At 58.1% G+C, this 14,177-nt stretch carries 13 protein-coding genes; 8 read left to right on the forward strand and 5 right to left on the reverse strand.

Annotated features, from left to right (window positions below):
* Positions 1-36 precede the first annotated feature (36 nt).
* From AC5FXY_RS09300 to carA, 3 genes are all read left to right on the forward strand, one after another.
* Entirely contained in the window at positions 37-486 is a 450-nt protein-coding gene (locus AC5FXY_RS09300) for a hypothetical protein (protein WP_493556387.1), read from the forward strand.
* Between the two features lie 22 nt (positions 487-508).
* Positions 509-1,648: an aspartate aminotransferase family protein gene (locus AC5FXY_RS09305; protein ID WP_493556388.1), complete on the forward strand. Its 1,140-nt coding sequence runs from the start codon at positions 509-511 to the stop codon at positions 1,646-1,648.
* Positions 1,649-2,186: 538 nt separating this feature from the next.
* A complete protein-coding gene (carA, locus tag AC5FXY_RS09310) occupies positions 2,187-3,272 on the forward strand; it encodes a glutamine-hydrolyzing carbamoyl-phosphate synthase small subunit (protein ID WP_493556389.1) in 1,086 nt (361 codons plus the stop codon).
* Positions 3,273-3,342: 70 nt separating this feature from the next.
* Here the strand turns inward: carA and AC5FXY_RS09315 are convergent, their stop codons facing one another.
* Positions 3,343-3,846, reverse strand: coding sequence for a hypothetical protein (locus AC5FXY_RS09315; RefSeq protein ID WP_493556390.1), 504 nt, complete (start codon positions 3,844-3,846; stop codon positions 3,343-3,345).
* 162 nt (positions 3,847-4,008) lie between these two features.
* Between AC5FXY_RS09315 and carB the strand changes: the two genes are divergently transcribed.
* From carB to AC5FXY_RS09335, 4 genes are all read left to right on the forward strand, one after another.
* A complete protein-coding gene (carB, locus tag AC5FXY_RS09320; protein WP_493556391.1) occupies positions 4,009-7,260 on the forward strand; it encodes a carbamoyl-phosphate synthase (glutamine-hydrolyzing) large subunit in 3,252 nt (1,083 codons plus the stop codon).
* A gap of 186 nt (positions 7,261-7,446) precedes the next feature.
* Positions 7,447-8,019, forward strand: coding sequence for a DUF3997 domain-containing protein (locus tag AC5FXY_RS09325; protein ID WP_493556392.1), 573 nt, complete (start codon positions 7,447-7,449; stop codon positions 8,017-8,019).
* A gap of 65 nt (positions 8,020-8,084) precedes the next feature.
* Entirely contained in the window at positions 8,085-8,426 is a 342-nt protein-coding gene (locus tag AC5FXY_RS09330; protein WP_493556393.1) for a DUF6984 family protein, read from the forward strand.
* A 48-nt stretch (positions 8,427-8,474) separates the two neighbouring features.
* On the forward strand, positions 8,475-9,419 hold the full coding sequence (locus AC5FXY_RS09335) for an N-acetylornithine carbamoyltransferase (protein WP_493556394.1): 945 nt from the start codon (positions 8,475-8,477) through the stop codon (positions 9,417-9,419).
* 87 nt (positions 9,420-9,506) lie between these two features.
* Here the strand turns inward: AC5FXY_RS09335 and AC5FXY_RS09340 are convergent, their stop codons facing one another.
* The 4 genes from AC5FXY_RS09340 to AC5FXY_RS09355 form a co-directional block, all read right to left on the reverse strand.
* The gene (locus tag AC5FXY_RS09340; RefSeq protein ID WP_493556395.1) at positions 9,507-10,037 is read right to left on the reverse strand and encodes a hypothetical protein; all 531 of its coding nucleotides are present in this window, start codon (positions 10,035-10,037) and stop codon (positions 9,507-9,509) included.
* Between the two features lie 54 nt (positions 10,038-10,091).
* On the reverse strand, positions 10,092-11,399 hold the full coding sequence (locus AC5FXY_RS09345) for a hypothetical protein (protein WP_493556396.1): 1,308 nt from the start codon (positions 11,397-11,399) through the stop codon (positions 10,092-10,094).
* Between the two features lie 80 nt (positions 11,400-11,479).
* Entirely contained in the window at positions 11,480-12,049 is a 570-nt protein-coding gene (locus AC5FXY_RS09350; protein ID WP_493556397.1) for a WG repeat-containing protein, read from the reverse strand.
* Positions 12,050-12,060: 11 nt separating this feature from the next.
* Positions 12,061-13,266 carry a homogentisate 1,2-dioxygenase gene (locus AC5FXY_RS09355; RefSeq protein WP_493556398.1) on the reverse strand — a complete coding sequence of 402 codons (1,206 nt, stop codon included), beginning with the start codon at positions 13,264-13,266 and terminating at the stop codon, positions 12,061-12,063.
* Between the two features lie 180 nt (positions 13,267-13,446).
* Here AC5FXY_RS09355 and AC5FXY_RS09360 point away from each other — a divergent pair, with 180 nt between their 5' ends.
* On the forward strand, positions 13,447-14,175 hold the full coding sequence (locus AC5FXY_RS09360; protein WP_493556399.1) for a hypothetical protein: 729 nt from the start codon (positions 13,447-13,449) through the stop codon (positions 14,173-14,175).
* The last annotated feature ends 2 nt before the right edge of the window (positions 14,176-14,177 follow it).

The following is a 14,177-nucleotide window of genomic DNA, read 5'->3' on the forward strand; positions in this document are numbered from 1 at the left end:
TTACTAGGCATGACGGCATATAACCTTAATATTTTGGTGTTCATTGCTCTGTCAGCATTGCTGGTTTATGCGTTTGTTCTAACAATAAGAGGTGTAAGGAAAACTAAAAAATCTCGAAGATTTCTCTGGATACTGGGCTTTACAATACTAATTCCGTTTGCCTTACTAGATGTGTTTGTTTGGTTCTTACTTCTGTTGTCCTATTACCCCCACGTAAGTTTTGATAAAGACGCCTGGGCGAACAATGTACAGCAGCGTTATACTATGGCGGATGATTTGGTTGCTTCCAAAAGGCTAATAGGACTCACGAGAAATCAAGCCATCATATTGCTTGGAAAGCCCTATAAAGAGTGGGACAGCATCGACAGCACTATTCGTTTCGATATTGGTGACCGACCAACCATGGGCTTGGACCTTGACCCAGACGAGTTAGTTCTTGAAGTAAAAGATGGAAAAGTAGTTAGTAGCTACTTAAATGAAAGGTAAGGCACTCAGCCAAAACTCATACATGGAGCTTTTTAACGTCTATCCGCTCAACGACATCACGCCGGTGCGCGCCCTCGGGGCACAGCTCTGGGACGATAAGGGCGAGCAGTACCTCGACTTCTACGGCGGCCACGCCGTGATTTCCATCGGCCACAGCCACCCGCATTACGTGCAGCGCCTTACGGAGCAGGTGCAACAGATCGGCTTCTACTCGAATTCGGTGCACATTCCAATTCAGCGCGAGCTGGCCGAGAAGCTGGGCGAGGTATCGGGCTACCAGGACTACACGCTGTTTCTGTGCAACTCGGGCGCCGAGGCCAACGAGAATGCGCTGAAGCTGGCTTCCTTCCACACCGGTAAAAGCCACGTTATTGCGTTCAAAGGCGCTTTCCACGGCCGTACCTCGGGCGCGGTAGCGGCTACCGATAATCCGAAAATCGTAGCGCCGTTCAACGCCAGTCACCCCATCAGCTTCCTGCCTTACGACTTGGCAGAAGTGAAGCGGGTGCTGCAAGAGGGCAAGACCTGCGCCGTCATCATCGAGCCGATTCAGGGCGTGGGCGGCATCATCATGCCTTCCGACGAGTTCCTGCAGGGGCTGGAGCAGTTGTGCCAGCAGTACGGCGCGGTGCTCATCGCCGATGAAGTGCAGAGCGGCTACGGGCGCAGCGGCAAGTTCTTCGCGCACCAGCACGCCGACGTGCGGCCAGGTGTCATTTCGGTGGCTAAGGGCATGGGCAACGGCTTCCCCATCGGTGGCATTCTGATTGCGCCGGAGTTCAAGGCTTCGTACGGGCTGCTGGGCACCACCTTCGGCGGCAACCACCTGGCCTGCGCTGCCGCGCTGGCCGTGCTGGAAGTCATCGAGCAGGAAAACCTGCTGGAGCACGCCCGCCAGATGGGCGAGTTCCTGAAGCAGGAGCTACTGAGCAACGGTGGCGCGCAGGAAGTACGTGGCCGCGGCCTGATGATCGGCCTGAAGTACGACTTTCCTATCAAGGACATGCGCGACAAGCTGCTGAGCGAGTACCACATTTTCGTGGGCAATGCTTCCGACCCAACGGTGCTGCGCCTGCTGCCGCCGCTGAATATCAAACGCGAGGAAATCGACCAGTTTCTGCAGGCGCTGTACGCAATTATTCCGGCAGAGGTAAGGAGGTAAGCGACTTGTGGCCTAACTTGCGGCCTTAATGAGTGGCACGACGAAGTTCACGAGCAAAGCTCTCCTTCTGATCAGCTGCACGCTGCCATTGCCTACAATAGCGCAGCCCCTGGCCGGTTCTTTCCCTGAAAGCGCGGCCACCCCTTCCTTTTTCCAGCAGTCGTGCCCACCCGACTTTCCGATGCCTGACATCTGGGAGCGGTATGGCGCGGGACCGATTGATATACCTTCTTTCGCTCCCGTTTGGCTTAAGTCCTCGTTCGGCTGGAATAGACCTCTAATTTTTGGTTCTGTTCCAGCCGAAATTGTTTCTAGGCGGCTGCAAACGCTAGCTGAGGCTACGCCGCTACCTAACAAAACTCCCGGCTACGGGGCTTTCCGAATCGTGGCATTCTTCTTTGAGGGCAAGGCTACGAGTAGTGTTAACGGGGCTGATGGGCGCACCTACTGCCTCAGCCAACCGCAACGAGCAAGGAAGCCGCGGGCCTGACAACTGCAGAAAATCAACCATAGCATAAACCCTTTTTCGGACAACAGAGTGGAAAACGCTAAATCGGTGAAGCTGGTGCTGGAAGACGGCACCGAAATCCAGGGCAACTCCTTCGGCGCATTCACCTCGGCTGCGGGCGAGGTGGTGTTCAGCACGGCCATGACCGGCTACCCCGAAAACCTCACCGATCCGTCCTTCGCCGGGCAGATTTTGGTGCTCACCTACCCCATCGTGGGCAACTACGGTGTGCCGGGTGAGGAGCTGTACGAGTCGATTTCCAAGATTTTCGAGTCGGACAAGATTCACGTGGCGGGCCTGGTGGTGAACTACTACTCCGAAGAGCACAGCCACTGGAACGCCGCCAAGAGCCTCGGCGACTGGTTGGCCGAGTACAACATCCCCGGCATCTTCGGCGTGGATACCCGCATGCTCACCAAGAAGCTGCGCGAGAAGGGCGCCATGCTCGGCAAAATCGTGGCCGAGGAGGACGTGCCCCTGCACGACCCCAACCAGGACAACTTGGTGGCGCAGGTGAGCCCCGAAGGTGTGCAGCACTACGGCACGGGCAAGAATAAAATCGTGCTGGTGGACTGCGGCACCAAGACCAACATCATCCGCTGCTTCCTGGAGCGCGACGTGGAGCTGATCCGCGTGCCCTGGGACTACGACTTCACCCAGCTCGACTACGACGGCCTGTTCCTGAGCAACGGCCCCGGCGACCCGAAAATGTGCACCGCTACCATCGAGCACCTCCAAAAGGCGCTGGAGCAGGACAAGCCCATCTTCGGCATCTGCCTGGGCTCCCAGCTCATGGGCCTCGCGGCCGGCGGCGACACCTTCAAGCTGAAATACGGCCACCGCAGCCACAACCAGCCGGTGAAGCTCACGGGCACCCAGCGCAGCTACATCACCAGCCAGAACCACGGCTTCGCGGTGGACACCGCCACGCTGCCCGCCGACTGGGACATGCTCTTCGAGAACCTGAACGACGGCACCTGCGAAGGCATCAAGCACAAAACCAAACCCTTCTTCTCCACCCAGTTTCACCCCGAAGCCGCCGGCGGGCCGCAGGACACGGAGTTCCTGTTCGACCAGTTCCTGGACGAGGTAGAGAAGTACAAGGCCGGTAAGTAGCCGACCGACCAAGCTCAGCACGACAAAAAAGAACGTCATGCTGAGCTTGCCGAAGCATCTCTACCGGGCGCTACCGGAAGCCTGGATTAGCAGGACGGCCGCTTTCGTTGAAGTACATGTAGACCTTGAATGGCTTGCCATCATAGTCGGTAAAGCACTCTACCTGATACTCTACTCTGTTGGCTACTTGGTGTCCGACCGTCCTGAATACTTTGCCGATGCCTTGGACATTGAAGGAGTTTTGAGTGAGGGTTTGCTGCAGTAGCAGCGGTAGCTCTTCAACAGAAACCTCAGTTTTAGATTCGGCGAATTTGCAATGCCTGTCGAATGCCACGTTGAGCACCCGGTTCTGCCGCTTCGAGTAAAACATGTACTCTTCTCCTCCATTCTCCAAGTCGCCGTAGACGCGGCAAGAGTCAATCTGAGCATCCGGATAGGTACGCTTAAACTTCTTAACCACTTTGGCCGGCACTGGTACTTCGCGAGTACGCATAGCATTCTTAGCCCGATAAGATTGTGCCGACACTTGATTCATCAGCGCACAGCAGAATAGAAGGAAGAAAGCTCTTTTCATAAGGAATAACCACTTAGCGAAATCCGCTGGAACGCGGTTATTCAAACATACTGAACTGTTGACAGCGTCGCGCTTCGCCTGACGTTCTAACAAAACACAAACTCTCACGCCGGCATCCGCCGGGCTAGCCGGGAGCCCAGCTCCCACCACCGCACACGATAGATGGAAAAACCGCAGAAAGTGCTCATCCTCGGTTCCGGCGCCCTCAAAATCGGGGAAGCCGGTGAGTTCGATTACTCCGGTTCGCAGGCCCTCAAGGCGCTGAAAGAGGAAGGCATCCGCACCATCCTCATCAACCCCAACATTGCCACCGTGCAAACGTCGGACGACATTGCCGACGACGTGTACTTCCTGCCCGTGACGCCCTACTTCGTGGAGGAAGTCATCAAGAAAGAGCAGCCCGACGGCATTCTGGTGGCCTTCGGCGGCCAGACGGCCCTGAACTGCGCCGTGGCCCTGTACCGCGCCGGCGTGTTCGAGAAGTACAACGTGCGCGTGCTCGGCACGCCCGTGCAGAGCATCATCGACACCGAGGACCGCGACATCTTCAAGGAAAAGCTCGACCAGATCGGCGTGCTCACGGCCCGCAGCGAAGCCGTGACGACGATGGAGGACGCGCTGGCCGCAGCTGAGCGGATCGGCTTCCCCATCATCGTGCGCGCCGCCTTCGCACTGGGCGGCCTGGGCAGCGGCTTCGCCAACAACCCCGACGAGCTGCGCGCCCTGGCCCAGAAGGCCTTCTCCACGTCGGACCAGATTCTGGTGGAAGAGTCCTTGAAGGGCTGGAAGGAAGTGGAGTACGAGGTGGTGCGCGACCAGTTCGACAACTGCATCACCGTCTGCAACATGGAGAACTTCGACCCCATCGGTATCCACACCGGGGAGAGCATCGTGGTGGCTCCGTCGCAGACCTTGAGCAACCGCGAGTACCACAAGCTGCGCAGCATCGGCATCAAGACCATCCGCCACCTGGGCATCGTGGGCGAGTGCAACATTCAGTATGCCCTCGACCCGCACTCGGAGGAATACCGCGTGATTGAGGTGAATGCGCGCCTGTCGCGCTCCTCGGCCCTGGCTTCCAAGGCTACGGGCTACCCGCTGGCCTTCGTAGCCGCCAAGCTCAGCTTGGGCTACTCGCTGGCCGAGCTGAAAAACAGCGTCACCCAAACCACTTCAGCCTTCTTCGAGCCGTCGTTGGATTACCTGGTGGTGAAGCTGCCGCGCTGGGACTTGGGCAAGTTTTCGGGCGTGCAGCGCCAGATCGGCTCGGCCATGAAGAGCGTGGGCGAGGTTATGGCCATCGGAAAAACCTTCGAGGAAGCCATTCAGAAGGGCCTGCGCATGCTGGATACCGGCCGGCGCGGCTTCGTGGCCAACAAGCCCGAGCCCATTGACCTTACTAACCTCGACACGCTGCTGAGTGAGCCGAACGAGGAGCGCATCTTCGCCATCAACGAGGCCTTCCAGGCCGGCTACGACGTGGAGCGCGTGTACGAGCTGACGCGCATCGACCGGTGGTTTTTGCAGCGCCTCTACGGCATCTACCAGTTGGGCCAGCAGCTCGGCGAAAAGCGGAACCAGGGCGGCCTCGATGCCATCGACACCGACCTGCTGCGCCAAGCCAAGAAGCAGGGCTTCTCGGACCAGCAGCTGGCCGTGCAGCTGCTCGGCCCGGCCGAGGTGAAAGCCAACGAAATGCTGGTGCGCGCCCGCCGCAAGGCCCTAGGTGTGCTGCCCGTCGTCAAGCAAATCGACACGCTGGCGGCCGAATTCCCGGCCCAGACCAACTACCTGTACCTGACCTACCACGGCACCGAAAACGACCTGGAGCCCGAAACCGACAAGTCGGTGGTGGTGCTGGGCTCGGGTGTGTACCGCATCGGCTCGTCGGTGGAGTTCGACTGGTGCGGCGTGAATGCGGCCCAGACGGTGAACGAGGAGGGCTACAAGTCCATCATCATCAACTACAACCCCGAAACCGTCTCGACCGACTACGACGTGTCGGACCGCCTGTACTTCGAGGAATTGAGCTACGAGCGTGTAATGGACATCCTGGACTTCGAAGAGCCGCAGGGCGTGATTCTGAGCACCGGCGGGCAGATTCCGAACAACATTGCCACCCGCCTGGAGCAGGCCGGCGCGCCCATCCTGGGCACCGCCGCCGCCCGCATCGACGAGGCCGAAAACCGCCACAAGTTCAGCAGCATCATGGACGAGCTGGGCATTGCCCAACCGCGCTGGAGCGAGCTGACCACCATGGAGGCCATCTACGATTTCGTGAAGGAAGTCGGCTTCCCGGTTCTGATCCGGCCGAGCTACGTGCTGTCGGGCGCGGCGATGAACGTGGTGTCCAACGTGCAGGAGTTGGAGGAGTACCTGAAGCTGGCCGTGGACGTCAGCGCCGAGTACCCGGTGGTGGTGTCGCAGTTCATCCAGGATGCCAAGGAAATTGAGCTAGACGCCGTAGCCGACAAAGGCGAAATTGTGTCGTACGCCATATCGGAGCACGTGGAGTTTGCTGGCGTACACTCCGGCGACGCCACCATGTACTACCCGCCACAGCGCGTGTACGTGGGCACGGTGCGCAAGCTCAAGGTCATTGCCGAGAAGATTGCCAAGCGCTTCCAGATCAGCGGGCCGTTCAACATCCAGTTCCTGGAGAAGAACCGCGAAATCCGCGTCATCGAGTGCAACCTGCGCGCCTCCCGTAGCTTCCCGTTCGTGAGCAAGGTATCGGGCCACAACCTGATCAAAAAGGCCACGAAAGTGCTGCTGGGCGTGCACGTGGACCGCGACGCGAGCGAGCTGGTGTACGACCTGCCCTTCGTGGGCGTGAAGGCCTCGCAGTTTTCCTTCACGCGCCTGCAAGGCGCCGACCCGGTGCTGCGCGTGGACATGACCTCCACCGGCGAAGTGGGCTGCCTGGGCGATACGGCCGAGGAAGCGCTGCTGAAGTCGCTGCTGTCGGTGGGCTACCGCATTCCGGAAAAGACGGTGCTGATTTCCAGCGGTCCGCTTACCTCGAAAGTAGCCTTGCTGGAATCGGCCCAGGTGCTGGTGCAGAAGGGCTACACCATCTACGCCACGCACGGCACGCACAGCTTCTACGCCGAAAACGGCGTGCCCAGCACCCTCGTCTACTGGCCCGACGAGCTGCAGGAGCCCAACGCCCTAACCTACCTGCGCGAGCGGAAAATCGACCTGGTCATCAACATCCCCAAGAACACGACCAAGGGCGAGCTGGACAACGACTACAAAATCCGCCGCACGGCCGTCGATTTCAACATCCCGCTCATCACCAACGCCCGCCTGGCCAAAGCCTTCATCCACGCCTTCACCACGCTGAAGCTGGAGGATCTGAGCATCAAGAGCTGGAAGGAGTTCAAGGCCGAAGCGGTGAACGTGGAGGCGTAGTTGACGGATAGAATGCACTAAATAAGAACGTCATGCTGAGCTTGTCGAAGTATCTCTACAGCTTCGTCGCAGGCCTCAACATGACGTTCTTTTATTATTAAGACTTGTCTTTCGATATACAGCTCTATGCTCAAACAGGTTGTTCTACGATTTCTGCTTGGTACCCTGTTCTTGAGCTCATGCAACATGAGTGATGATTACCATGAGCTTGGCTCTGGTTACGCTTATATCGGGGAGGGTGGTACTACAAACTACATTGCTGGCGGAAATCCCACTAACAACACCGCTGTCTATGGTAAAGTAACCAAGTTCAATTTCGATGAAAGCTGCATTGTTGCTGAACAAGAGCCGAGCTATCGAGAATATATCGACCAGCTTAGCTTCGACATGGTCCCTGAATTCTGCGAATACCACGACTTCTTCACCGATTCTACGAAGTGGAAGAAAAGTAAAACTGAGGCTGATATACGAAGCGTTAGAAAATCAAAGCACTTATACTTCCTGCTTAATAGAAAAGGAGTAACGATAAAGAATATAGAAGACACCGGCCGAATTGAGTGTGACGCTATTGCCGACAGCATATTGCGAAATCAGTCGTACTACCGAAACATATTCAAGCGCAAACGCAACTATTGGATTATTGACAAAAAAGCAGATAAGGGTTACGGCCCTTATGAATTGGCTCAGTTTCACCGAAAATGCCAGCAATTTGGAATCAAGCTTGAACTTGAAGCACATAACGTCGCCATAGACAACTAAGCCTGACGTTCTGAACTACTCGGCGGATGTGCAGTTCCATTCTTCTATTAAAAGCTTATACGCTAATGCGCCTACTTACTCAGAAAGAAAAAGAGGCCATAACTTTTCTGCTAGCTGATAAGCCTCATGCGGCCAATATTCAGCCGTTACTGAGTCACATATTAGCTGAGAACATGAACGACGGAGGCATGGGCAGCATCCGATTTCACAGTCAAACTCCCGAGCAAGACCGCCGATACGGCGGTGACATTGCCCAGGCTCAGTTGCAAGATGAAGATGGCGTTCCAGTACTAATCTCGTTGATAGTAGACCAGTATCAGCAGCTCTATGAACTTGATGTATGGAAGGTTGATTTTTCACCCACTAAAAACCTGATAGTACCGCCTTTACCAGCCAAGCCGGAGTGAGAAGCTTTCTGCCGCTTCTTCTTTCTAGGCTTCGACATACACCACCCCATGAAAAAATTCACCTCGTTCGCCGACGTATCCGACTACCGTGCCCTGCTGCAACAGGCGCTGGAGATTAAGCAGAACCCTTTCGGCTACCAGCACCTAGGCAAGAACAAGACCGTCGGGCTAATATTCTTCAACCCCAGCCTGCGTACCCGCCTGAGCTCCATCAAGGCGGCCTACAACCTCGGCGCGCAAGCCTGGGTGCTCAATGCCGGCGCCGACTCTTGGACCCTGGAAATGGCCGACGGTGCCGTGATGAACGGCGGCACGCAGGAGCACATCAAGGAAGCTATTGCCGTGATGAGCCGGTATTGCGACGTGCTGGGCGTGCGTACTTTCCCCGGCCTCAAGGACCGCGACGAGGACTACAACGAGGTGGTTTTTAACAAGATTCTGCAGCACGCCACCGTGCCCGTCATCAGCTTGGAAAGCGCCACCCTGCACCCGCTGCAGAGCTTCGCCGACCTCATCACCGTGGCTGAAACCAAGCAGACCGAGCGCGTGAAAGTGGTGCTAACCTGGGCCCCGCACGTGCGCGCCCTACCCCAGTGCGTGCCCAACTCCTTTGCCGACTGGTTTTCGGAAGTCGATTGGGTTGATTTCGTCATCACCCACCCCGAAGGATACGAGCTGGCCGAGCAGTTTACCAAGGGTGCCCGCATCGAGTACGACCAGGCCAAGGCCCTGGAAGGCGCCGACTACGTGTACGCCAAGAACTGGAGCTCCTACCGCAACTACGGCCAGATCATCACCCAGGATCCGAGCTGGATGGTGGACGCCCGCCACATGGCCCTGACCAACAACGGCAAGTTCATCCACTGCCTACCGGTGCGCCGCAACGTGGAAGTAGGCGACGCGGTGCTGGATTCGCCCAATTCCCTGGTGGTACAAGAAGCCGGCAACCGCGTGTTCTCGATGCAGACGGTGCTGCACGAGATGCTGAAGTAGCAGCGGTGCCTATTGGCCTGAAAGCAACGAAGCCGGTCCTCAGGGCCGGCTTCGTTGTTTTCAACCTTGCGGTTGCGGGAAAGTAGTTTACAGCGGATCGGCCGTCACCTTGAACTTGGAATCGGCGCGCATGGTGATGTCCTGCGTTACGGCGGCGCGCACGCGGGCTTCGGTGGTCAAGGTGTAGCTCGCGGCTTTGATGTACTTATCGAGCTTGGTGCCGCTGGGCTGCAGGTCGATAACCCGTACGCCTCGCGGTACCGACTGCAGCGCGGCGAGGGGCACACGGTCGTTTTGGTCGGTGCTGATGTAGATAGTGATGCTTTCGAGGAAGTCGAAGTTGGCCGTGTTCGGGTCGGTGATGGTCAACGTCAGCTTTTCCAGGCTTACGTCTTTCACTAAGTCGGCGCGGGTGTCTTCGTTGCGGAAGCGGTCCTCCGAGCGAGTTGTTACCGATACGGGCGCCACGGGCAGCACCGAGCCCAGCGGCAGGTTGGAGCCGGCTACGCGGATGTTCTGCGAATCTTCGATGGTGAAGGTGAGCAGCTTGTCAATCTTTTTGCAGGAAGTCGTTGCCAGCACCGCAAAGGCCAGTAGCAACAATAGTATTTTGTTCATATTCTTGAATTTTGCCAAACTTACGAAAGTGTCGGCTCGTCGGTTGACTTGGATTTAGCCCGCCCACTCGTTAAGGGCGTAGCGGTAAAACATTATTACCAGCAAAACACTGTTGATCAGCACCGTCAGTACCAGCGCCACTTGCCGCACGCGCAGCTTGGGGTGCGCATTGGTCAGCACCACCCCCACGTACACACCGACCAAAAGGTACAGCAGCACCGTCTTGATGTGTCCGTAGGTCTTGAACAATACCAGCCACATCAGCTCGGCAGCCAATAACGTCCACAACAGCTTTTTAGTGCTCAGCGGCTGGGTGCGCAGTTGCCAGTTCAGCAGCATCACGAAGAAAGGCGTGGCAAACACGTAGCGGCTCAGGCTAACGAGCCAGCCGGCCTTGGTGGCCAGCGTAACGGCCGTCACACCGGCGATGTACAGCAGCGAAAACAGCACCGCCGCCGATGGCACCGCCTGCCGCGGACGTAGCAGCAAGTACAGCACGTACAGTCCGCAAGCCACCCCAAACAGGAAGGCTACTGCCTCGTAGCGCGTCATAAAATCGCCGCTCCAGCTGGCCAGCGGCCATTTTGGCCACTGCAGGCGCACATTCCAGAACTGCCGCTGCGAGTCCAGAAACCCCATCCAGCGGCCCGTGTCGCAGTAGTGCGCGCCTAAGCTGAGCACTAAGCCCGCTATTGAAGCTACTATGCCACCCAAGGTGTTACGCCACGCGGCGGGGCCGTCTTCGCGGTAGCGCAGCCAAGCGGTAAGGAGCAGCGCCGGCACGAATATTAGGCCCACCGAGCGGGCACAACTACACACAAACAGCCCCAGCCAGTTGAGCGGCGCCTGCTTACGCTGCCAGCCCACAAGGGCCAGCGTACCACCCAGAAAGAATAGCGCTTCGCTGTATGGCACCGCCATAAAGAACATCGGCGGCACAGAAGCCGCTAGCAGCTGTTCTTTCAGCGTCAGCCGGAAAGCCCAGGCCAGCCCGGCCAGCGCCAGCACGTACAGCCCCAGATTGGCCACCGACACGCCCGCCGCCGACAGCCCCGACCAGCGCCAGAGCAGCGGAAAGCCCGGGAAGAAGGCGCTGCGCTTTAGATCGTAACCATGCGACCGGATGTATTCGTAGTGCTCGGCATCCCAATGCACCAAAAACGGAACGGAGCGCAGGTCCAGCTTGATCAGCATGGGCGCCAGCAGCAAGGCTAAGGCAGCCATGCAGGCAGTATACAGCGCCGGTAGCCACAGGTAAGCCAGAAAATTTGGGTTGGGCGGCGCAATGCCCGCGGCACCGGGGGCCGAAAACGAAGCACCGGAAACGGCAGGCGTTTCCGGTGCGGGTGAGCTAAAAGGCATAAAGGAGAGTTAGTCCATCATGTCGGCATGAGGCTGGCAGGCAGTTAGCCAAACCGTGTTGACGGATCTTTAAACCAAACTTAGTGAAAAGACTTTTCAGCCTGACCCATGACCCGGCCGCTTAGATCTACATAGTACCACTCATCGCACTCCATCCAAGAATGCTCGCCATCAGTTTCTTGTCGGCAATACTGTCCTACCCTAGCTCGACCATTCTCAAACGGAAATGCCGCTTCAAACCGAGGAGTGATGACCACCCGCCCGCTTGGCGTGGCGTAACCAATGCGGCCTGAGTCGCCAAGGATGCGAAAGCGTCCTTCGGCGGGTTCATCCGGGCCGTTGTCGAAGGAATATACCTTGAACAGCACTTTTTCCTGCCGGTTGATGGCGACAAAGCCAACGCCTGCTTTCAGCACGACGGCCGCGCTATCAAAGCGTTCGGTGTAGCACATGGCATAGCGGCCAAATGGAATGACAGTGTCGCCAGCGGCGGATTGGTAGCCGTAACCCTCCGGAACCGCCCGGGCAATTCGACTTAGTGGTTCCTGAGAATCGGTTGTCCGCTGGCAGCCTGGCAATAACAACAAGCAGCCACCCCAAAGAGCCCACGTACAGGTGGTCGTTGATGCAGCTTGACTTTGTTTGTCCATGCTGACCTAATCTAATCCATCATATCCGCCGGCATAGGGCCAGCGTGCGGGTAGTCGGGGTTCCAACTCATGGGGTAGCCGGTGTCCTCGTACTGCAGGGCTGTTTCGGTGAGGTAAAGCGGCCGGAAGGTGTCCACCATTACGGCCAGTTCGTGGGTTTCTTTCTTGCCGATGCTAGCCTCCACGGTACCCGGGTGCGGGCCGTGCGGCAGGCCGGAGGGGTGCAGCGTAAACGACGCCAGGTCCACGCCGCGGCGCGACATGAAGTTGCCGGCCACGTAGTACAGCACCTCATCGGAGTCCACGTTGGAGTGGTTGTAGGGCGCCGGAATGCTTTCGGGGTGGTAATCGAAGAGGCGCGGCACAAAGGAGCAAATGACGAAGTTGTGCGCTTCGAACTGCTGGTGCACGGGTGGCGGCTGGTGAATGCGGCCCGTTATTGGCTCGAAATCATGAATGCTGATGGCATACGGGAAGAAGTAGCCGTCCCAGCCCACCACATCGAAGGGCGTGTGGGCGTAGAACAGCTCGTGCAGGGCATCTTCGCGCTTCACCAGCAGGCGGTACTCGTCACGGCTATCGTCTTCGGTTACCAGCTCGTGCGGCGGCCGGATGTCCCGCTCGCAGTAGGGGGAGTGCTCCAGCAGCTGCCCGAAGTGGTTGCGGTAGCGGCGGCACGTCTCGATGGGGCTAAACGACTCGATGATGAGCAGGCGCACCGGGCCTTCCTCGAAGTGAAACTGGTGGATGATGGTGCGCGGAATCACCACGTAGTCGCCGGGCTCAAACGCGACCTTGCCCAGCTGGCTCCACAGCTCGCCGCGGCCTTCATGAACGAAGACGACCTCGTCGGCCAGTGCGTTTTTGTAATAATAATCCATGCGCCCCGGCTCGGGGTTGCAGATGCTAAGCGCCACGTCGTTGTTGGCCAGCAGGGTCTGGCGGGCAGCGAGGTAGTCGGGGCCGGTTACAGACTGGGGCAGCGTGCGCAGGTGCGTAGGCTGCAGCGGGCGGTCTTTCAGCAGCTTGGGCGCGAAAGGCTTGGGCGTGCCCACCCGCTTGATCTGGGTAGGTGGATTCTGGTGATACAGCAAGGACGAGACGCCTGAGAAGCCCAACGTACCCACCAGCTGCTCAGAATAGAGCGTGCCATCGGGCTGGCGGAACTGCGTGTGGCGCTTGCGCGGAATCTGACCAAGGCGGGAATAGTACGGCATGGCAGCGGGGTGGGAATGGACAGTGGTAACGGGATGCTAAAGATACGGTAGCCGGGCAATTGGCCGCGCTGGGGCTTGCCCCTCACCCGATTATGCTATAGCGCTGGGTACCCCTACTGGGTTACTTGCAGAGGCACTGGCCTTCTGTATTACTACACTCCTTTTCGCCTCTCCCGTTCCATGACGCTACGCCTTACTCTTCGCTACGTGCTGGCCTTTTTGCTGCTGACCTTGCTCACTCACGAGCTGCACGAGTTGGCCCACCTCTGGGTGGGCGGGGCCGTCTGTGGCTGCTACGGCCCGCGCGAGTTCAACGAGTGGCAGCTGTGCGCAAGCTGCGTTCGTCCCGACCTCACGTGGCTTTCCAGCATTGCTGGGCCGCTGTTTTCCTACGCTTGCATGTGGTTGGGGCTGCTGGGGCTGCGCTCCAATAGCGTTAAGCGGCAAGCCTTGGCGCTAAGCTTGCTGTTTGCGGGACTGCCGTTTGCCCGTCTGTTCACTACCCTCATGAACGGCGGCGACGAGCTGACCCTCATCCGCTTCTTATTTGCCGACAGCCCTTCCCTACCGCTCTACCGCGCCCTGATGACGGCCCTGGTTGCCGCTCTCACGTTGATTCCCCTGATAGGTGCTTACCGCCACATCCGCAATCAGCGGGCTTGGCTCTGGTTGCTTGGCCTCACGCTCGGCCCGATGGTTTTCCAGTTCATTTACCTGTTTCAAGGCATGAACGCCGTGCTGCAGCGCGGCATCCTGACGCAGCAATGGGCCGTAGGCACCCCCGCCCTCATCTGGGTACATACCGGCGCCGTAGTGGTTCTGCTGGGCCTGAATTACCGAAACTTGTTCTTGCTCAACAGCCCCGAGCCGGCATTACGATCTGCGGCTACGAAAGCTGTTTCGGCCTAAAC

The sequence above is a fragment of the Hymenobacter sp. FMD4 genome, from assembly GCF_058932745.1.